This window comes from Lentibacillus salicampi (genome assembly GCF_004565465.1).
Taxonomy (GTDB): Bacteria; Bacillota; Bacilli; order Bacillales; family Amphibacillaceae; genus Lentibacillus; species Lentibacillus salicampi.
Genome location: NZ_SRHY01000014.1, coordinates 1 through 16,481, shown reverse-complemented (window position 1 = coordinate 16,481; position 16,481 = coordinate 1). Strand labels below are relative to the sequence as shown.

The following is a 16,481-nucleotide window of genomic DNA, read 5'->3' as shown; positions in this document are numbered from 1 at the left end:
CAATGAGAGCGAGGGGAAAATGGTTGAATTTAATTTTGATGGGTCTGCCTGGTGCTGGAAAAGGAACGCAGGCGGAGAAAATAAATGAAACATATCACATCCCTCATATTTCAACAGGAGATATGTTCCGTTTAGCGATAAAAGAAGGAACTGAACTGGGCCAAAAGGCTAAGGAATATATGGATCAAGGAGCTCTTGTTCCAGATGATGTTACAATCGGCATTGTTAAAGAGCGCTTGGCGAAGGATGACTGCAAAGACGGCTTCCTGCTGGATGGATTTCCGAGAACCGTTGCCCAGGCTGAGGCCTTACAATCGCTGTTAAGTGACATGAATGAATCAATTGATTATGTCCTGCGTGTGGAAGTACCGGAAGAACATCTGGTGGAGCGTCTGGCGGGGCGCAGAATTTGTCCGACATGCGGCACAACGTACCATATTTTATATAATCCGCCTCAACAAGAGGGGATATGCGATAATGACGGTTCTCAATTGATACAGCGCGAAGACGATCAGGCTGAAACGGTGAAAAACCGCCTGGAAGTAAACGTAGAACAGATGAAGCCGCTGTTGGATTACTATCACGACAGAGGATATCTTGTTACAATCGACGGAGACCAGGAAATTGATCACGTTTTTAAAGATATTCAATCAACCATCGAGAATTAATCTGCCGGTCATGTCATATGGATGCAATCCGGCACGCAAATCGGTATAATGGATGCCGCGGGTATTTACTGACGTTGTGTAAATCTGATTGAACAGTGATTGACTGATAAAACCGGATGACGTTTGTTGTAAATTAAAGCCTAAGTGAAGGTGATCGTTGTTGAACGAATCTGATTCGATTCCGCGAATAGGTCAAGTTGTTCGTATTCTGCAAGGACGCGAAGCAGGTCAATACGCGGTAGTATTAAAACTGATTGATGACCGGTATGTCTTGCTGGCAGATGGGGAAAAACGTAAATATGATCGGCCAAAGAAAAAGAACCTGCAGCATATTGAAGTTATGGATCATATATCTCCGGAAGTCCAAAACAGCCTTCTAGAAACTGGTCGTGTCACAAATGGTAAATTACGATTTGCCATAACGAAATTTATCAATGAAGTTGTGACTGATTTGAAGAAGGGAGATCAACACGATGGCTAAAGACGATGTTATTGAAGTGGAAGGCACCGTAACGGAAACGTTGCCGAATGCGATGTTTAATGTGGAGCTGGAAAACGGTCATACCGTATTAGCTCACGTTTCCGGCAAAATCCGTATGCATTTCATTCGCATTTTACCCGGTGATAAAGTGACGGTAGAACTTTCGCCATATGATTTAACCAAAGGACGAATTACGTACCGTTATAAATAGGCGCGCGTGGCTCCGATATAAAAGGAGGTATAGATGATGAAAGTCAGAGCATCTGTAAAACCAATTTGTGAAAAATGCAAAGTGATCAAGCGGAAAGGTAAAGTAATGGTCATTTGCGATAATCCGAAACACAAGCAAAAACAAGGCTAATTAAAAAGGAGGTGCTAAGAAGATATGGCACGTATTGCAGGTATAGATATTCCACGTGATAAGCGTGTAGTTATTTCACTAACCTATATTCATGGAGTCGGCAAGAGTACCGCCCAGAACATCCTTAAAGAAGCAGGCGTTTCCGAAGACACACGAGTACGCGACCTGACAGAGGATGAATTGGGGAGCATTCGGAAAGCAATCGGGGACTATTCTGTTGAAGGAGATCTTCGCCGTGAAACATCCCTTAACATTAAGCGCCTGATTGAAATCGGGTCTTACAGAGGTATCAGACACCGCCGCGGTTTGCCATTGCGTGGTCAGAAAACGAAAAACAACTCACGTACACGCAAAGGTCCGCGCCGTACAATGGCTAACAAGAAAAAGTAAAGGAGGGTAACCACCGATGGCACGCAAACAACAACCAACACGTAAGCGTCGTGTAAAAAAGAATATTGATACGGGTATCGCACATATCCGTTCCACATTTAACAACACAATTGTAACGATTACAGATGTCAAAGGGAATTCAGTCGGTTGGAGCTCAGCAGGTGCACTTGGCTTTAAAGGTTCCCGTAAATCAACACCATTTGCCGCACAAATGGCGGCAGAAACAGCTGCAAAAAGTGCGGTTGATAACGGTATGAAATCTTTGGAAGTAACGGTTAAAGGCCCTGGTGCCGGCCGTGAAGCAGCCATTCGCTCATTACAGGCAGCAGGACTTGAAGTGACAGCAATTCGTGACGTCACACCAGTACCTCATAATGGCTGCCGCCCGCCAAAACGTCGTCGTGTATAAGACTCGCGTATAGAATTTGTCACCTTGTCTATAATGGGTTATGATAGCTTGAAGTAACATATGGATGTTTCATTTAAGCGAACCTTGACAGCAAGACCAGGACAATTATGTACGAAATAGTGCTTTAGTGCAGAAAACGCCAACTGCCCATTTGGGGAATTTCGGTTAGGCATTGCGGATTGTCTGACCGGGGTTTCGACGTTTTAAAGGAGGGTTTATAGAATGATCGAAATTGAAAAACCGGGAATCGAAACGGTAGAAATCACCGATGATGCGACATTCGGGAAGTTCGTCGTTGAACCGCTTGAACGTGGGTATGGTACTACTTTAGGAAACTCCTTGCGTCGTATCCTGCTATCCTCACTTCCAGGTGCTGCTGTTACATCAGTTCAAATTGACGGGGTTCAGCATGAATTCTCAACAATCGAAGGGGTTGTTGAAGATGTGACAACCGTTATTTTGAACTTGAAAAAGCTTGCATTGAAGATCTACTCTGATGATGTCAAGACATTGGAGATCGATGTGCAGGGTGAAGGGAACGTTACGGCTGCAGATTTGACATATGACAGTGATGTAGAGGTGTTGAACCCAGATCTGCCAATTGCAACCATCAACGGTAATGGAACGCTGCATATGAAGATAACGGCAGAGCGCGGTCGCGGTTATCGTCCGGCTGAAGCAAACAAACATGATGAACAGCCAATTGGAGTTATTCCGATTGACTCGATTTTCACACCGGTGTCACGTGTCACGTATCAAGTGGAAAACACACGTGTCGGGCAAGTTGCAAACTATGATAAGTTGACAATGGATGTATCGACCGATGGCAGCATCCGTCCCGAAGAAGCTGTTTCTTTGGCGGCAAAAGTGTTCAACGAGCATCTTAATATTTTCATCGGCTTAACAGACGAAGCACAAAAAGCAGAAATCATGGTTGAAAAAGAAGAAGATCAAAAAGAAAAAGTCATGGAGATGACCATCGAAGAACTCGATTTATCTGTCAGGTCCTACAATTGCTTGAAACGTGCCGGGATCAATACCGTTCAGGAACTTGCAAATAAATCTGAAGAAGATATGATGAAAGTCCGCAACCTTGGCCGCAAGTCACTTGAAGAAGTCAAAGAGAAACTTGATGATTTAGGTTTAGGCCTGCGCGACGATGATTAATAAAACAAAAGCGGAAGCGACCTGAAGCTAGACGTAACACCTTAGATATTCAATAAAAGGGAGGGATTTCCATGGCCAGAAAATTAGGGCGTAAGACAGATCAGCGTATGGCGTTGATGCGCAACCTTGCAACTGATTTGATTATCCATGAACGCATTCAAACGACAGAAGCGAAGGCAAAAGACCTAAAATCAACAGTCGAAAAAATGATTACACTTGGCAAACGCGGAGATCTTCATGCGCGTCGTCAGGCAGCTGCCTTCCTGTATAATCAGGAAGCCAACGAAGGTGATGACGTGATTCAAAAATTGTTCGATGACGTTGCTGAACGCTATGAGGACAGACAGGGCGGTTATACACGTGTCCTTAAACTGGGACCTCGTCAGGGTGATGGAGCGAAAATGGCAATCATCGAACTCGTTTAATGCAGACGATATGATAAGGGCAGGACAGAATCTCTTCCACGAGGTGAATCCAGGCCCTTTTTTTGCATGAACTGCTTACAAAAAACTGTTGGTATAAAAAAACCATAAACTGCGATGTGGGTGCTGGAATGTTTCTATAAGTATCTTTTCAGTCTACCGTCCGGGATCGCTACGGGCGGATGCGCACCTTAGGGCACGGCCTCAGCCTCCTCGCGGAAAACCACCGCTGCGGGGTCTTCGGACACGTGCTGTTCCCGCAGGAGTCACCGCCCTCCGCTCACCCGGACTATTGAAGTGGTTATGCTTTTTTATAACGATTACTAAGCTAGCTGATGGTTTATAAACGGAAATCAACGGTGGAAAACACCTCGGTATTGTGCGTTTATAATCTCGGTACAGTTATTTATTGGCTTTTGAATAAATATTAAAGCGTATAATTCCTCACTAGCAGTCCGTGTACACGAAGACTCCTGGGGGAGCTAAGGCATCGGTGAGACCCCGCAGAGCGCCAGCTCGAGGAGGCTCACCAGCCGCCCTCGGAAAGCGAAGTGTATACGGACTGCGAGGAAGAAAGCTACACGATGCCGAAATCAACATAGCACTTACATCGTAGTTTGTCTCGGCTGCGAGGGTTGAAGGGTATCAAGATTTACGAAGAGACCTGCGGAATCGTTATAGAGGGGGAGTGGAGTTGCGGGATAAATTGGTTGAGTTTAAAAACGTATCGTTCAGATATGGTGAAGACGAGCCGTGGGTGTTGAAAAACTGCTCGTTTGAAATCTATGAAAACGAGGCTATTGCGATCATTGGTCATAATGGATCCGGCAAGTCGACGATTGCGAAATTAATGAACGGCCTGCTTTTCCCCCAGGAAGGAGCTATTGTCATCAATGGCCGCACGGTAACCCAGGATTCCATTTGGGAGATTCGCAAAGATGTCGGGATGGTTTTCCAGAATCCGGATAATCAGTTTGTTGGCACAACCGTTCAGGATGATGTCGCTTTTGGGATGGAGAACCGGGGCATTGAGCGTGGTGAAATGGTCAAGCGTATTGACGACACATTATCGGCTGTCGGGATGCAGGAGTACCGGCTGACAGAGCCACACAAGCTTTCAGGCGGACAGAAGCAGCGGGTGGCGATCGCAGGTGTCCTGGCGATTTTTCCAAATGTTCTTATTCTGGATGAAGCGACTGCAATGCTGGATCCCAGAGGCAGAACTGATATTATGAAAACTATCACACGTGTGATGGCAGAACGCAGCCTCTCATTGATTACCATCACTCATGACCTCCAGGAAGTTGTACAGGCTGAACGAGTCATTGTCATGAATGAAGGCGCGATATGGGATGAAGCAGCACCAAGAGAAATATTCGAAAAAAAAGCGGAGCTGCGTCAAATCGGACTTGACATACCGTTTGTGGCCGCCTTATCGGATGAACTGCAAAAAGCGGGTGTTCCGATTAACCATGAAGCACTGAATCACAGGGAGCTGCTGGAGGAACTATGGACATCACATTCAAGCATGTAAGCTATATTTATCAGAGAAAGACACCTTTTGAACACAAGGCAATTGATGATCTGTCCTTTCATATCCCAACTGGCACATTTACGGCGATTATTGGTCATACAGGGTCAGGCAAGTCGACGCTGATCCAGCATTTGAATGGACTGATGCGTCCGAGTGAAGGTGAAGTAACGATTGGGGATTACCGGTTAACGCATGATGAAAAGCCGAATCATATGAAGGCGCTGCGCAATCGTGTTGGGGTCGTTTTTCAATATCCCGAGCATCAATTATTTGAAGAAACGGTTAAAAAGGATATTGCGTTCGGCCCAGAAAATTTTCAGGTCCCGGAAAAGGAAATTGAAAACCGTGTCCGTGACATAACGCAGGAAGTAGGGCTGTCTGAAGAATTGCTGGAGCGGTCCCCGTTTGATTTAAGCGGCGGACAAATGCGGCGTGTGGCCATTGCCGGTGTCCTGGCAACAAAACCGGACGTGCTTGTATTGGACGAACCGACGGCAGGACTTGACCCGCGTGGACAGCGTGACATGATGGATATGTTTTATGATATGCACAAACGGCAGGGTTTAACGACGATTTTGGTCACACACAGTATGGAAGATGCCGTTAAATATGCTGATCACGTGATGATCTTAAATAATGGGACCAAGTATATGGAAGGTAAACCCGAAGATGTTTTGACACAGCGGGAAGCACTTCATAATGTGCAGCTTGATGTACCGGAAATGGTGCAGTTTCTGAATGCATTTTCGGATAAATTCGGCACTCAGATCCCTTTCCAGCGGCAGTCTGAAGCTGATCTTGCCAAGGAAATCCGGGACGTTTTAAAGGGGGCCAGGCGGAATGAATAATGCACTGATTATCGGTCAGTACGTGCCTGGTGAGTCGCTTGTCCATCGGCTTGATCCACGGACCAAGATTACGGTCATTTTTTTCTTTGTCTTTATCGTCTTTTTGGCAAATTCAGTCGTCAGCTACAGTGTGTTAGTGATTTTTGCGCTGTTAAGTATGTTCATAACCAGGATACCCATCCGCTTTATTTTAAAAGGGCTGACCCCTGTATGGTTTTTGATAGTATTTACATTTATATTGCATTTGATTGTTACGAATAAGGGCACCGTATTAATGGATTTATTTGGATTTAGCATTTATTCAGGTGCACTCATTCAGGGTTTCGCCATATCGATCCGCTTTTTCCTGCTTATATTGGTGACCTCCTTGCTGACATTGACGACAACACCGATTGAAATAACCGATGCGATTGAGGATATGCTTCACCCGCTGAAAAAGCTGCGTTTTCCCGTCCATGAGCTGGCACTGATGATGTCGATTTCGCTGCGGTTTATTCCGACACTGATGCAGGAAACAGATAAAATCTCCAAGGCACAGGCATCACGCGGTGTTGATTTCCGGACAGGCCCCCTGAAAGAGCGGATCAGGGCTGTTGTTCCATTGCTCGTACCCCTGTTTGTCAGTGCATTTAAGCGGGCAGAGGAACTGGCAATGGCAATGGAAGCCCGCGGGTATCAGGGTGGTGAAGGCCGAACAAAACTGCGGGAACTGAAACTTAGGAAACGTGACGTCATGATATTATTGTTATTTATTGCAGTTGTCGCTGTTTTGTTGGTGACAAGAAATTATTAGAAAGGCCGGGAATGAATGGCTAAAATCAAATGTGTCATGAGTTATGATGGTACAAATTTTTCAGGCTTACAGATCCAGACCAAACAGCGGACCGTGCAAGGGGAACTGGAAAAGGCATTGGCAAAGATTCATAAGGGTGCACATGTAAAAGTTTATCCATCAGGCAGAACAGACAAGGGTGTTCATGCGAAAGCCCAGGCTGTTCATTTTGAATCTGATTATAATCTCGCGCCGTCTGACTGGAAACGGGCATTGAATACATTACTCCCACCTGACATTCATGTGAATGAAACAGAGGAAGTACCGGCCGAGTTCCATGCCCGGTTTGATGTAGTGGAGAAAGAATACCGGTATTATATTTTGAATGAAACAGAGCCGGATGTTTTTAAACAGAGCTATGTCTATCATTACCCATATGCTTTGGACTTAGTGAAAATGCAAGAAGCGGGCAGGTATTTTGAAGGGACGCATGACTTTACCACCTTTTCCTCAGCGAAGGCAAGTGCCAAAGGAAGTAAGGTTCGTACGTTAGTGGAGGTTTCCTGTCATCAGCACGGGAGCCTGCTTGAATTCGTGCTGAGGGGGCACGGCTTCCTGTATAATATGGTTCGGATCATTGTCGGAACACTTCTCGAGGTAGGACGGGAGAGACTAGAGCCGGATGAGGTCCGTTCATTATTTGATGGAAAAGATCGGCAGCTTGCTGGAGACACCTTGCCGCCGCAGGGTCTATATTTATGGAATGTGCGATATGAGGAAACGGACACGAGCGGGTAACAGACATTTTTCATCATTTCCCGGGAAATGATGAAAAATCAAGCGCAAAAACAGCTTCGAAATCTTCCTTAGTAGTTCTAAAAAGTGTCCGTGAAGCTTGACATTCATATGATTCTGGTATATGATAAGTTTTGGCATTTTTATTTGAACCACGATTAGCCCCGGAAACTAATTGTGATGAAATATAATAATCAAAAACGTACGACTGAATGAATTGCTTGAAATTGGAGGGAATGACCATGCGCACAACTTTCATGGCCAATGAAAATAATATCGAACGCAAATGGCTTGTTGTGGATGCTGAAGGCAAGCGTCTTGGGCGCCTGTCAAGTGAAGTTGCGGCTATCCTGCGCGGAAAGCATAAACCAACTTACACACCACACGCTGATACCGGCGACCATGTGATCATTATTAACGCTGATAAAATCGAACTGACTGGTAACAAACTGACTGACAAAATGTACTACCGTCATTCAAACCACCCAGGTGGACTGAAAGCACGCTCGGCAAATGAAATGCGTTCAAAATACCCTGAACAAATGCTGGAGAAAACAATCAAAGGCATGCTTCCTAAAGGACCATTAGGACGTAAAATGGGTAAAAAATTGCACGTATACAAAGGCTCTGAGCACAATCACCAGGCACAAAAGCCGGAAGCATACGAACTTCGCGGTTAATTAAAAGGAGGTCATTCAATTTGGCACAAGTACAATATTACGGCACCGGACGCCGTAAAAAGTCAACTGCACGTGTTCGCCTTGTACCAGGTACAGGCCGTGTTGTCATTAACAAACGTAACGCAGAAGACTATTTTCCATATGAAACACAACGTATTATTTTAAATCAGCCATTAAAAGCTACAGAAACACAAGGAACCTATGATGTTCTGGTTAATGTAGATGGTGGCGGATTTACCGGCCAGGCCGGCGCTATCCGTCATGGAGTTGCCCGGGCTTTACTGGAAGCTGATCCTGACTACCGCGCAATTCTTAAGCGTGAAGGGTATCTGACTCGTGATTCTCGTATGACCGAACGTAAAAAATACGGTCTCAAAAGTGCCCGCCGTTCACCGCAGTTCTCAAAACGTTAAGAAATCAACACTTACAAATCCCCCAACCACCTATGGTTGGGGGAATTTACTATATATGCGTTGCTTTAAAAATAGGTAAAAATTCACACATAATATACAAGTAATATACGAGTAATATACAAAAATTTAAAGAGAAAAACAGTTCTTCTCATAGCTTGTCAATAGCTATGAGAAGCTGTTCTATGTCTTTATGTGTATAGACTTTGTCTGTGATATCTTTAGATGCATGTCCCATTATTCGCTTAATGGACAATTTATTGGCATCAACATTATCCATGAGTGTTGCAAAGGTGTGACGACAATCATGGGGTTTATGATTCATTTCCAACTGTTCCATAACTTTTTTCCATCTTTCGTGGTAATACGTATAGTAACTCATTTTATTTCCCTCATGATTTACGATTAAGTATTCGTTTTTCGGATCCATTCGAGCATCAAAAAGCGAATGTATTTTCTTATGAATAGGCACCACTCTATTTGTTCCAGCTTCTGTTTTAAAACCACCACGGAAATATCTTTCTTCAAGATAGATGTTTTTATTTTTTACCTCCACAAGCTCACCAGGACGTAATCCAGTATAGATCATGATGAGAACGGTATCGATATCATCCAAACGATGGACATTGTTCCATAATTTATCAATTTCATCGATTGAAAACGGCTTGCGTGAGCTTTTGGAATCATTTTTCGGTAGTTCTACAAATCTTGAATAATCCTTTTGAATTAAATCATTTTCCATTGCGTATTTATATAATTGATTGAACAAGACTTTGATTTTCCTTTTCGTACCATGTGATCTCTCGCAGTTGTCAATTACTGATTGTAGATGCGACTTTTTGATATTAACAAATTTCATGTTATGAAGGGCTTCTGCTTTTTTAAATGATGCAGTGTATCCAAGCACATTGGACTTTGAAACTTTAGGAAACTTCTCTTTAGAGAACCTTTCAAAAATTTCAGCAAAAGTGATTTTACCAGCAGAAAGGTCATATGGGTTACTGTTATAATCAGCTAATGCAATCATTGCTTCCTGTCTTGACGTATAGTAACCGAGGTATTCAAACTTTTGTCTTCCGTTATTATCCCAACCGGTTGTAATTCTTACAGCAAATGGTTTTCTTCGTTTCCCAGATAATTTGAAGATTGAACCGTAGCCATTTGGGTTTTTCATAATCATACCATCCTTAATTGTGGTTGTAGTAACTAATGTAATTTCAATTGGCATTAAATTCAATTACTAATATAACTGAAACAGAATATATGTTCTGTTTCTCGGTATAAAAAAATAGTACAACATTGTACGTTTTAATCTATATGGTCAATTTTTTTCAAGTAACACACCTCTTCTGGAACCCCAAATTTCTGAGCCACTTCTTTTATTGTAACTCTTGTATCCCTAAATTCATAAATAAATTCATCTGGAATGAGTAGTTCGACTGCAAATTTATTCGCTTCTAACTCAATTTTGTTTGTTGAAAAAAATGTATTCCTTTTTAAAAAAGGAGTATTTTCATTTTTGTGTAGTATTGAATGGCCTAATTCATGGGCACAAACAAATTTTTGCAGAGCTTCATTGATACTATCATTAATATGAATTGATTGAATCCTTTTGTAGCAAGCATAGTACCCGAAGGAACCCCCCAGAGATTCGAAATAAATTGTGATACCCTTCTGTCTTGCAATTTCAAAAGGACAATTCGTTCCATATTTTTTAATAAGCTTAATTGCTGTATTTCTAGGTATTAAATATGCCACAGAATATCTTACTTTCGATATTTATGGGGGGTAAACTTTTGTTTCGCCATTCGTTTGGCCATGCGCAGCGAATTTTCCAACGAAGCAATTAATAATTCTCTATCTTCTTTTTCCATTTCATCTATCGCCCTTCCATCGAATTGTGAGTATGCATCGTCATTAGATAAATTTTTTATCATTTTTTCTAAATCCTTAGCTATATCACGCTCGTCCTTCTCTGACAGCTCAGGAAGCTCCTGCTCTTGTTGTTTGGTGTCATTTGGTTTGTAGTACCCAGCCACCCGCATTATTTCATCGTAAGGTACGAGCAATGCTTCTGCAAGTTTCTGGATATTTTCAGCTTTCGGAACTCCTCTTTTTCCATTTTCAATTCTAGACAACTGAGCAGCACTAATACCTGAATATAGAGATAGTTGGTTGATGGTAAAGCCTTTTTCATCTCTTTTTTCTTTTAAGTATTTTCCAAATTGATTGGTCATCGTTTTCGCTCCTAATACACTGATACCTTTCTTACTCTTATTTTACTAAAATTTGTTACCAAAAGGAAATTTATTCAGAGAAAAACATTAAAAAGTATTGCCAAAAGGTAAGGTAAATGTTAGTTTATTACCATAAGGCAATTACCAAAAGGCAAAAGGAGGGAAGGTTTATTTATGGATGGAACAAAAGCCATATTAGTTGATGTAGATTTTCTACAAACATATTTGGAGAACAAAGGTATTTCTCAATGCCAATTTGCAGAAGAAGTAGGAGTTACGCAAAGTACTGTCAATCGAATTATGAATGGTAAGAGGAATCCAGGGGGTAAATTTGTCACAGGTGTTCTTCAAGGCTTTAATGATCTAAGTTTTGATGAAGTGTTCTCTTGTAGTGATAATTTGTTAAAATAACCTATTTATTTCGATTGGAGGGATTTTTATGTTCACAGACAATGATGACAAAGAAAAAATGAATATAAAAGTATCAGAGGCAGCAAAAAGATTAGGGAAATCCGAGCAATTTGTTCGAATTGGTTTACAGAGAGATATTTTACCGATTGGCATAGCGGTCCAAATGTCTAGTAAATGGACATATCACATCTCGCCGAAGTTATTAAAAGAGTACTTAGGAGATGAAAAAAATAGGTGATAGGAGTGCTTCTGTGGCTAATTACGAAAAGAATAAAAGATTTTATTGGTTACAGTTAAAAGAGGATTTTTTTGAAGAAGACGCTATAGATTGGTTAGAGGAACAGCCGAATGGTAAGGAATATTCTTTATTTTATTTAAAACTGTGCCTAAAATCATTAAGATCCAATGGGATTTTAATAAGAAATGTTGGTCAAATGCTAATTCCCTATGACCATAAAAAGTTGGCTGAACTAACTAAAACAAACTCAGACACAGTTGTTGTTGCTATGAAATTATTAACAAAAATTGGTCTAGTGGAAATTTTAGAAAATGGAGAGATATATCTAAAGCAGGTTGAGGAAATGATTGGTATGCAAAGCGTTGGAGCTTTTAAGAAACAGCAACAAAGAATAACTAAAAGTAAGCAAAAAAGTAGTGCGAACTTTTTAGATGGACAAGGGGTGGACAAATGTCCACCAGATACAGAGGAAGAATTAGAGAAAAATAAAGATACAGATAAAGAACAACACCAAACGTCAGTAATCATTCAATTTTGGGATGGTAACGGATTCGGGTTAAATAATATTCAGGGAAAAAACCAGTTGTTGTCGTGGTTGGATGATTCTTCTTTTAAGCAACCTGAAAAAATCATACGCAAGGCTATGGAGATAGCATGTGCCAATAACAAAAGACAGTTGAATTACGTTGAGGGGATTCTCCGAAACTGGGAAAATCAATCGTTATTAACGCTGGAAGAAATCGAAAACAACAAAAAAGAATATAAGAAGCAAGCTACTGCGAATGATGGTTATGATTATGGATTTTAGGGAGGCATTCTGATGGAAAGTGTTAAACAGCATATAAAAAGTCCAGAACAAAAGGTACTTCAAACGTTTGTGTGTGATGGTTGCCATCAGCACGTGTCACAAACAGAATTAATCATTCCTTCTGGACCACGTGAAGGGGAGCACGTTATAGCCAATTACGGATGCAGATGTGAAGATATCAAACTGGCAAAGGCAGCTGAACAAAATTACAGTCAGCTAAAACATCGTAAGCTGATGGAAAAATTTAATTATTATTCACTGATAAATGAATCGCTGAAAGAAGCAACCTTCGATAACTTTGATGCGTATGACACGAACTTAAAGCAGGCTAAAAAAAAGGTATTGGCGTATAGCCATTCATTTGATCGAAAACAGAGTCTTTTATTGACGGGTGATTATGGAACAGGCAAAAGTCATCTTTCGCTTTCGATGACCAAAGCGTTGATGAAAAGAAGGTATGAATGCTTATTTCTATCCCTTCCCAAACTGCTTACTAAAGTTAAGGGGACCTATAACACAAAAGGTGTCACAGAAGATGAGTTGCTAAACGTTATTCAACGTGTGGACTTATTAGTTCTGGATGATATTGGGGCGGAACAGCAAACAGAATGGTCTACGTCTAAACTTTTCGAGATACTTGATGATCGCTCAGGTAAAGCAACCGTTTATACGACCAATTTAAGCAGTGATGAACTCAAAGAACGGGTGAATGAACGGAACTTCTCAAGAATGATGGACAATACAAACGTTATCGTTATGAATGGTTCAGATTACAGAAGGAGGAATTTTTGAGATGTGGAATGGTATGAAGAGCGTGATGGTGTTTGACCCGAAGGATAATCAAGTGGAAACCGACAGGAAATGGCGGGAATGGATGGAACAAAAAAGCTCCGTTGGTGACAAATATGTACCAACGGCAGCTGAAACAAGAAAATATCTTCATGAACTGGAAAACAGAAAGCAACGATACGCCTAAATATCAACCTTTCTGAAAACCAAGAAGATATCTTCAATTATACCATGATTAGCTGATATGTGAAATTAAACTTAATCAGGAGGATTTAGATGCAAGTGATCAATAAAAGTGGTGACAAGACATTGGTGGTTCGTGCAGGCTATTCGGAAGCACACCTTATTCGAGAAGCGTTATCTTTATACAGGTTGCGGATGGAAGCAATGAATGGAAAAAATAGTGAAGAAGAAAAAGTTATAGGTGAGTTGCTGCATGATCTCATGAATCCGGATCCAGAAAACAATTACTGAATGATAGGGGTATCAAAATGAACATCAATCAGTCTATTCGCGACGCTAAAAGTAACTTGAAGTATATGAAAGCCGTGAGGAGAAGGTTGTTTTGGCTAAAAATCACGAATCTGAGAGCCGGATTTTACGAGCGATTGTGTTTAGCAAATGGTTATTCAAAAGGTAATATCAAGAATTTAGCAAACGAATATGGCGTTACGTGTGAAGAAGTCTGCGAGGAAGAAGTTATGGCATGGCAAAGCTGATTAGATGAAAAGCTGTTTGAACGTAATATTTAATGAATGGGGTGAATGTAAAATGACTGACCAACTGCCTAACAAGATTATTCATATGGATCAAATTCGAATCAATCGTGGGATAGAAAAGATATGTAAGTGCCAAAAAAGAAAATACATGCTTGATACACGAAATAGAAAAGTCATGTGCTCGAGTTGCGGGGCCATTATTGATCCCTATGATGCTATGTACGATATGGCATCACGTTGGGAGCAAATGAATGAACAGTTGGAATACATGCTTGAACAACGGAAGCAAATTATTAATTATAAACCGTGGTTAAAGACCATACGGCATTTGGAGAAAAAATATCGAGGAAAAAAGATGCTGCCATCTTGTCCACGTTGTGAAGAACCATTTTATCTGGAAGAATTAACGTCCTGGACCGGACGGGAATTCGCAGATGCGAGGGTTCGCAAATGGGAGGAAGAGCACCGTGACTGATCATATGATTCAACAATTTCATGTATATGACTACCTGGGCAAAGAGAATGACCCATTGTATATCGCCATCAGTATAATGGAGCGTGAAGAATCTCAATTTATCCCGGAAATAAAGGCAACTGTTCAAATGAATCAGCATGGATTGTACGAAATAGCCTCTAAGTCCATCCATGAAAGCTATACCAATAAAGAGGCACTATATGATTGTGTCAATAATGCTTTGAATTATAACTTTTTAAGGGGGAAGTAACCGTGTCTCAAACTATTCAAGCTTACATGAAACAAGAATGGGATTACTATGACATGAATCTGGCTAAAGCTTTAGAAGCTGTTGATCAAGATGATTTGTATCATGCCTCACATTACTTTCAACGGATAGCATGGGCATTGCGTTCATTGGATAAATATCATCCTCCTGAACGAAAGGAATCAGAGTTTGAATCAATATCTATTATGCAGGAAAGGATGGATTGGTGATGCAATTTAGTTCGGAAGTTGAGAATTTGTTCACGCAAGAGGAAATTGGAGAGATTTTAAAAGATGAACAGCAATTTTATATAGAGCATGCGGAAAAAAACTGGTTAGACCGGTATTTTAAAATTAAAGCAATGGCAACCGAAACGCAAGTGCCGAGCATTGTTTCTTCCATATCGGATATGCCTCATGGTTCAAGCAATTTCAAAAAAAGCAAAACGGAAATGTATGCCCTAAAAGCAATACAAGTTTCAGAGTGGCTGGAGATACTGCACTCAGCCATTCAATCATTAAGTCCAATTGAACAAGAATTAATTGAATTAAAGTACTTGCGAAAACGAAATGATGGATCAAGATATAGTGATGAAGCTATTTATCCCCAATTATATGTTGGAAGAAAGAAATACTACAAAATGAAAAGAGAAGCATTAGATATATTGGGGCGGAAACTGTATGGCGTTTTTTCTGAAAGAGGAACTTCTAAATGATTGCTTTTGTTCATACAGTTAAGCAAACGTTATTCACTATGCTGCTTATAGTTTTGTTTATTGCTTTTTCAGTTTTCTGTGGTATTGTGTTTTTATCTCTCTTTCAGTGGTTTATGCACACTGACTTTTATTTAAACATGGTCAACTCACCTGAATTTTGGTTGTCGGTGCTGGGAATTCCATCTGTCATTTTCTTTCTTATTTTTTGCACAAGGATTTAACATAAACCAACTGATAAACAAATTTACTCCATGATAATTCAATTTTAGAAATAAATTTAAAATGAAGTTGCGAAGATTTTCCCCTTTGAGATATGATTATCTCAAAGGGGTGTTTTTTGGTAAAAAAACCATGGATGATTCTTCCATTAACGGGCCAGTTTGTTGAACAAGGTTCTTGATCTAAAGGGGGGGGTTGTAATTTTGCATAAGAAAAAAGCAAAGAATATATTGGGCGTGTTGTCAATATTAACTGTGTTAATAAATATCATTTTTTTCTTTATAGTAAGAGGTCCTGATATAAATTTTATTTCGGTAATAATCGTGTTTACAATACTTTCTATGCTTGGAATTATTTTTGCTATAATATCTAAAAAAATGTGGTTTGTTATAATAGGAATTCTGTTGAATAGCGCAGTGTTAGTATTTGCTTATTTTCTTTTACTCGGAGCAGTAGGAATTAGCGAACCATAAGAAATTATTCAAAAAGCGGGCGCGATAGCTGGATAGTGGCCTACCAGAAAGTTAAATATTGAGAGGTGATTAAAATGAAACAATATTCTTGGTTAAGCTACTGGTCTTTATTGTTAAGTATATTTCCAGTACCATTTTTATTTGCAATGATGTATGCATTAATAAGAATTCATCCTGATTTTGGCATTTTTCTTATTTGGTTATCAATAATTG

At 40.7% G+C, this 16,481-nt stretch carries 29 protein-coding genes; 26 read left to right on the top strand and 3 right to left on the bottom strand.

All coding sequences use genetic code 11. The features are described from left to right. Positions 1 to 23: 23 nt before the first annotated feature. The 14 genes from E4U82_RS09920 (at position 24) to rpsI (ending at position 8,940) form a co-directional block, all read left to right on the top strand. Positions 24 to 668 (top strand): adenylate kinase, encoded by a 645-nt coding sequence (locus tag E4U82_RS09920; RefSeq protein WP_135110042.1) that lies wholly within the window; start codon positions 24 to 26, stop codon positions 666 to 668. 160 nt (positions 669 to 828) lie between these two features. Further along, complete coding sequence (locus E4U82_RS09915) at positions 829 to 1,149, top strand: KOW domain-containing RNA-binding protein (RefSeq protein WP_135110041.1); 321 nt, start codon at positions 829 to 831, stop codon at positions 1,147 to 1,149. After that, positions 1,142 to 1,360 carry a translation initiation factor IF-1 gene (gene infA / locus E4U82_RS09910; RefSeq protein ID WP_010529010.1) on the top strand — a complete coding sequence of 73 codons (219 nt, stop codon included), beginning with the start codon at positions 1,142 to 1,144 and terminating at the stop codon, positions 1,358 to 1,360. Before E4U82_RS09915 ends, infA begins: the two co-directional genes overlap by 8 nt. Positions 1,361 to 1,396: 36 nt before the next feature. Beyond that, entirely contained in the window at positions 1,397 to 1,510 is a 114-nt protein-coding gene (gene rpmJ / locus E4U82_RS09905; protein ID WP_080876116.1) for a 50S ribosomal protein L36, read from the top strand. A gap of 24 nt (positions 1,511 to 1,534) precedes the next feature. Then, entirely contained in the window at positions 1,535 to 1,900 is a 366-nt protein-coding gene (gene rpsM, locus E4U82_RS09900; RefSeq protein ID WP_135110040.1) for a 30S ribosomal protein S13, read from the top strand. 16 nt (positions 1,901 to 1,916) lie between these two features. Continuing rightward, positions 1,917 to 2,309 (top strand): 30S ribosomal protein S11, encoded by a 393-nt coding sequence (rpsK, locus tag E4U82_RS09895; protein WP_135110039.1) that lies wholly within the window; start codon positions 1,917 to 1,919, stop codon positions 2,307 to 2,309. A 222-nt stretch (positions 2,310 to 2,531) separates the two neighbouring features. Beyond that, positions 2,532 to 3,476, top strand: coding sequence for a DNA-directed RNA polymerase subunit alpha (locus E4U82_RS09890; protein WP_135110038.1), 945 nt, complete (start codon positions 2,532 to 2,534; stop codon positions 3,474 to 3,476). 71 nt (positions 3,477 to 3,547) lie between these two features. Continuing rightward, positions 3,548 to 3,901: a 50S ribosomal protein L17 gene (rplQ, locus tag E4U82_RS09885; RefSeq protein WP_135110037.1), complete on the top strand. Its 354-nt coding sequence runs from the start codon at positions 3,548 to 3,550 to the stop codon at positions 3,899 to 3,901. Between the two features lie 691 nt (positions 3,902 to 4,592). After that, positions 4,593 to 5,432 carry an energy-coupling factor ABC transporter ATP-binding protein gene (locus E4U82_RS09880; protein WP_135110036.1) on the top strand — a complete coding sequence of 280 codons (840 nt, stop codon included), beginning with the start codon at positions 4,593 to 4,595 and terminating at the stop codon, positions 5,430 to 5,432. Then, complete coding sequence (locus tag E4U82_RS09875) at positions 5,408 to 6,280, top strand: energy-coupling factor ABC transporter ATP-binding protein (protein ID WP_135110035.1); 873 nt, start codon at positions 5,408 to 5,410, stop codon at positions 6,278 to 6,280. The genes E4U82_RS09880 and E4U82_RS09875 overlap by 25 nt, the downstream gene beginning before the upstream one ends. Then, entirely contained in the window at positions 6,273 to 7,073 is an 801-nt protein-coding gene (locus E4U82_RS09870) for an energy-coupling factor transporter transmembrane component T family protein (RefSeq protein ID WP_135110034.1), read from the top strand. The genes E4U82_RS09875 and E4U82_RS09870 overlap by 8 nt, the downstream gene beginning before the upstream one ends. A gap of 15 nt (positions 7,074 to 7,088) precedes the next feature. After that, positions 7,089 to 7,850 (top strand): tRNA pseudouridine(38-40) synthase TruA, encoded by a 762-nt coding sequence (truA, locus tag E4U82_RS09865; protein ID WP_135110033.1) that lies wholly within the window; start codon positions 7,089 to 7,091, stop codon positions 7,848 to 7,850. Between the two features lie 239 nt (positions 7,851 to 8,089). Further along, positions 8,090 to 8,527, top strand: coding sequence for a 50S ribosomal protein L13 (rplM, locus tag E4U82_RS09860; protein ID WP_135110032.1), 438 nt, complete (start codon positions 8,090 to 8,092; stop codon positions 8,525 to 8,527). Between the two features lie 20 nt (positions 8,528 to 8,547). Then, positions 8,548 to 8,940 carry a 30S ribosomal protein S9 gene (gene rpsI / locus E4U82_RS09855; protein ID WP_135110031.1) on the top strand — a complete coding sequence of 131 codons (393 nt, stop codon included), beginning with the start codon at positions 8,548 to 8,550 and terminating at the stop codon, positions 8,938 to 8,940. A gap of 148 nt (positions 8,941 to 9,088) precedes the next feature. Here the strand turns inward: rpsI and E4U82_RS09850 are convergent, their stop codons facing one another. From E4U82_RS09850 to E4U82_RS09840, 3 genes are all read right to left on the bottom strand, one after another. Next, a complete protein-coding gene (locus E4U82_RS09850) occupies positions 9,089 to 10,111 on the bottom strand; it encodes a tyrosine-type recombinase/integrase (protein WP_135110030.1) in 1,023 nt (340 codons plus the stop codon). A 134-nt stretch (positions 10,112 to 10,245) separates the two neighbouring features. Next, complete coding sequence (locus tag E4U82_RS09845; protein WP_135110029.1) at positions 10,246 to 10,695, bottom strand: ImmA/IrrE family metallo-endopeptidase; 450 nt, start codon at positions 10,693 to 10,695, stop codon at positions 10,246 to 10,248. Positions 10,696 to 10,703: 8 nt separating this feature from the next. Continuing rightward, a complete protein-coding gene (locus tag E4U82_RS09840; protein WP_135110028.1) occupies positions 10,704 to 11,174 on the bottom strand; it encodes a helix-turn-helix domain-containing protein in 471 nt (156 codons plus the stop codon). Positions 11,175 to 11,348: 174 nt separating this feature from the next. Here E4U82_RS09840 and E4U82_RS09835 point away from each other — a divergent pair, with 174 nt between their 5' ends. The 12 genes from E4U82_RS09835 (at position 11,349) to E4U82_RS09780 (ending at position 16,268) form a co-directional block, all read left to right on the top strand. Continuing rightward, entirely contained in the window at positions 11,349 to 11,585 is a 237-nt protein-coding gene (locus E4U82_RS09835) for a helix-turn-helix domain-containing protein (protein ID WP_135110027.1), read from the top strand. A 28-nt stretch (positions 11,586 to 11,613) separates the two neighbouring features. Next, positions 11,614 to 11,823 carry a hypothetical protein gene (locus E4U82_RS09830; RefSeq protein ID WP_010529026.1) on the top strand — a complete coding sequence of 70 codons (210 nt, stop codon included), beginning with the start codon at positions 11,614 to 11,616 and terminating at the stop codon, positions 11,821 to 11,823. A 13-nt stretch (positions 11,824 to 11,836) separates the two neighbouring features. Continuing rightward, entirely contained in the window at positions 11,837 to 12,631 is a 795-nt protein-coding gene (locus E4U82_RS09825) for a phage replisome organizer N-terminal domain-containing protein (RefSeq protein WP_245183552.1), read from the top strand. Between the two features lie 12 nt (positions 12,632 to 12,643). Beyond that, complete coding sequence (locus E4U82_RS09820) at positions 12,644 to 13,423, top strand: ATP-binding protein (protein WP_135110025.1); 780 nt, start codon at positions 12,644 to 12,646, stop codon at positions 13,421 to 13,423. A 1-nt stretch (position 13,424) separates the two neighbouring features. Next, complete coding sequence (locus E4U82_RS09815; RefSeq protein ID WP_135110024.1) at positions 13,425 to 13,607, top strand: hypothetical protein; 183 nt, start codon at positions 13,425 to 13,427, stop codon at positions 13,605 to 13,607. 89 nt (positions 13,608 to 13,696) lie between these two features. Continuing rightward, positions 13,697 to 13,894: a hypothetical protein gene (locus E4U82_RS09810; RefSeq protein ID WP_135110023.1), complete on the top strand. Its 198-nt coding sequence runs from the start codon at positions 13,697 to 13,699 to the stop codon at positions 13,892 to 13,894. A gap of 17 nt (positions 13,895 to 13,911) precedes the next feature. Then, a complete protein-coding gene (locus tag E4U82_RS09805; RefSeq protein ID WP_135110022.1) occupies positions 13,912 to 14,139 on the top strand; it encodes a hypothetical protein in 228 nt (75 codons plus the stop codon). 52 nt (positions 14,140 to 14,191) lie between these two features. Beyond that, positions 14,192 to 14,614 carry a hypothetical protein gene (locus E4U82_RS09800; protein WP_135110021.1) on the top strand — a complete coding sequence of 141 codons (423 nt, stop codon included), beginning with the start codon at positions 14,192 to 14,194 and terminating at the stop codon, positions 14,612 to 14,614. Further along, positions 14,607 to 14,864, top strand: a complete 258-nt coding sequence (locus tag E4U82_RS09795) for a hypothetical protein (protein WP_135110020.1) — start codon at positions 14,607 to 14,609, stop codon at positions 14,862 to 14,864. Before E4U82_RS09800 ends, E4U82_RS09795 begins: the two co-directional genes overlap by 8 nt. A 2-nt stretch (positions 14,865 to 14,866) precedes the next feature. After that, positions 14,867 to 15,091: a hypothetical protein gene (locus E4U82_RS09790; RefSeq protein WP_135110019.1), complete on the top strand. Its 225-nt coding sequence runs from the start codon at positions 14,867 to 14,869 to the stop codon at positions 15,089 to 15,091. Further along, complete coding sequence (locus tag E4U82_RS09785; protein ID WP_135110018.1) at positions 15,091 to 15,576, top strand: ArpU family phage packaging/lysis transcriptional regulator; 486 nt, start codon at positions 15,091 to 15,093, stop codon at positions 15,574 to 15,576. The genes E4U82_RS09790 and E4U82_RS09785 overlap by 1 nt, the downstream gene beginning before the upstream one ends. 422 nt (positions 15,577 to 15,998) lie before the next feature. Further along, complete coding sequence (locus tag E4U82_RS09780; RefSeq protein WP_411712019.1) at positions 15,999 to 16,268, top strand: hypothetical protein; 270 nt, start codon at positions 15,999 to 16,001, stop codon at positions 16,266 to 16,268. Positions 16,269 to 16,481: the final 213 nt, after the last annotated feature.

Bases quoted from the DNA above. Each gene is read 5' to 3' on its own strand.
- infA (WP_010529010.1), top strand. From the start codon at position 1,142: ATGGCTAAAGACGATGTTATTGAAGTGGAAGGCACCGTAACGGAAACG.
- rpmJ (WP_080876116.1), top strand. From the start codon at position 1,397: ATGAAAGTCAGAGCATCTGTAAAACCAATTTGTGAAAAATGCAAAGTG.
- rpsM (WP_135110040.1), top strand. From the start codon at position 1,535: ATGGCACGTATTGCAGGTATAGATATTCCACGTGATAAGCGTGTAGTT.
- rpsK (WP_135110039.1), top strand. From the start codon at position 1,917: ATGGCACGCAAACAACAACCAACACGTAAGCGTCGTGTAAAAAAGAAT.
- E4U82_RS09890 (WP_135110038.1), top strand. From the start codon at position 2,532: ATGATCGAAATTGAAAAACCGGGAATCGAAACGGTAGAAATCACCGAT.
- rplQ (WP_135110037.1), top strand. From the start codon at position 3,548: ATGGCCAGAAAATTAGGGCGTAAGACAGATCAGCGTATGGCGTTGATG.
- E4U82_RS09875 (WP_135110035.1), top strand. From the start codon at position 5,408: ATGGACATCACATTCAAGCATGTAAGCTATATTTATCAGAGAAAGACA.
- E4U82_RS09870 (WP_135110034.1), top strand. From the start codon at position 6,273: ATGAATAATGCACTGATTATCGGTCAGTACGTGCCTGGTGAGTCGCTT.
- truA (WP_135110033.1), top strand. From the start codon at position 7,089: ATGGCTAAAATCAAATGTGTCATGAGTTATGATGGTACAAATTTTTCA.
- rplM (WP_135110032.1), top strand. From the start codon at position 8,090: ATGCGCACAACTTTCATGGCCAATGAAAATAATATCGAACGCAAATGG.
- E4U82_RS09850 (WP_135110030.1), bottom strand. From the start codon at position 10,111: ATGAAAAACCCAAATGGCTACGGTTCAATCTTCAAATTATCTGGGAAA.
- E4U82_RS09840 (WP_135110028.1), bottom strand. From the start codon at position 11,174: ATGACCAATCAATTTGGAAAATACTTAAAAGAAAAAAGAGATGAAAAA.
- E4U82_RS09835 (WP_135110027.1), top strand. From the start codon at position 11,349: ATGGATGGAACAAAAGCCATATTAGTTGATGTAGATTTTCTACAAACA.
- E4U82_RS09830 (WP_010529026.1), top strand. From the start codon at position 11,614: ATGTTCACAGACAATGATGACAAAGAAAAAATGAATATAAAAGTATCA.
- E4U82_RS09820 (WP_135110025.1), top strand. From the start codon at position 12,644: ATGGAAAGTGTTAAACAGCATATAAAAAGTCCAGAACAAAAGGTACTT.
- E4U82_RS09815 (WP_135110024.1), top strand. From the start codon at position 13,425: ATGTGGAATGGTATGAAGAGCGTGATGGTGTTTGACCCGAAGGATAAT.
- E4U82_RS09810 (WP_135110023.1), top strand. From the start codon at position 13,697: ATGCAAGTGATCAATAAAAGTGGTGACAAGACATTGGTGGTTCGTGCA.
- E4U82_RS09805 (WP_135110022.1), top strand. From the start codon at position 13,912: ATGAACATCAATCAGTCTATTCGCGACGCTAAAAGTAACTTGAAGTAT.
- E4U82_RS09800 (WP_135110021.1), top strand. From the start codon at position 14,192: ATGACTGACCAACTGCCTAACAAGATTATTCATATGGATCAAATTCGA.
- E4U82_RS09785 (WP_135110018.1), top strand. From the start codon at position 15,091: ATGCAATTTAGTTCGGAAGTTGAGAATTTGTTCACGCAAGAGGAAATT.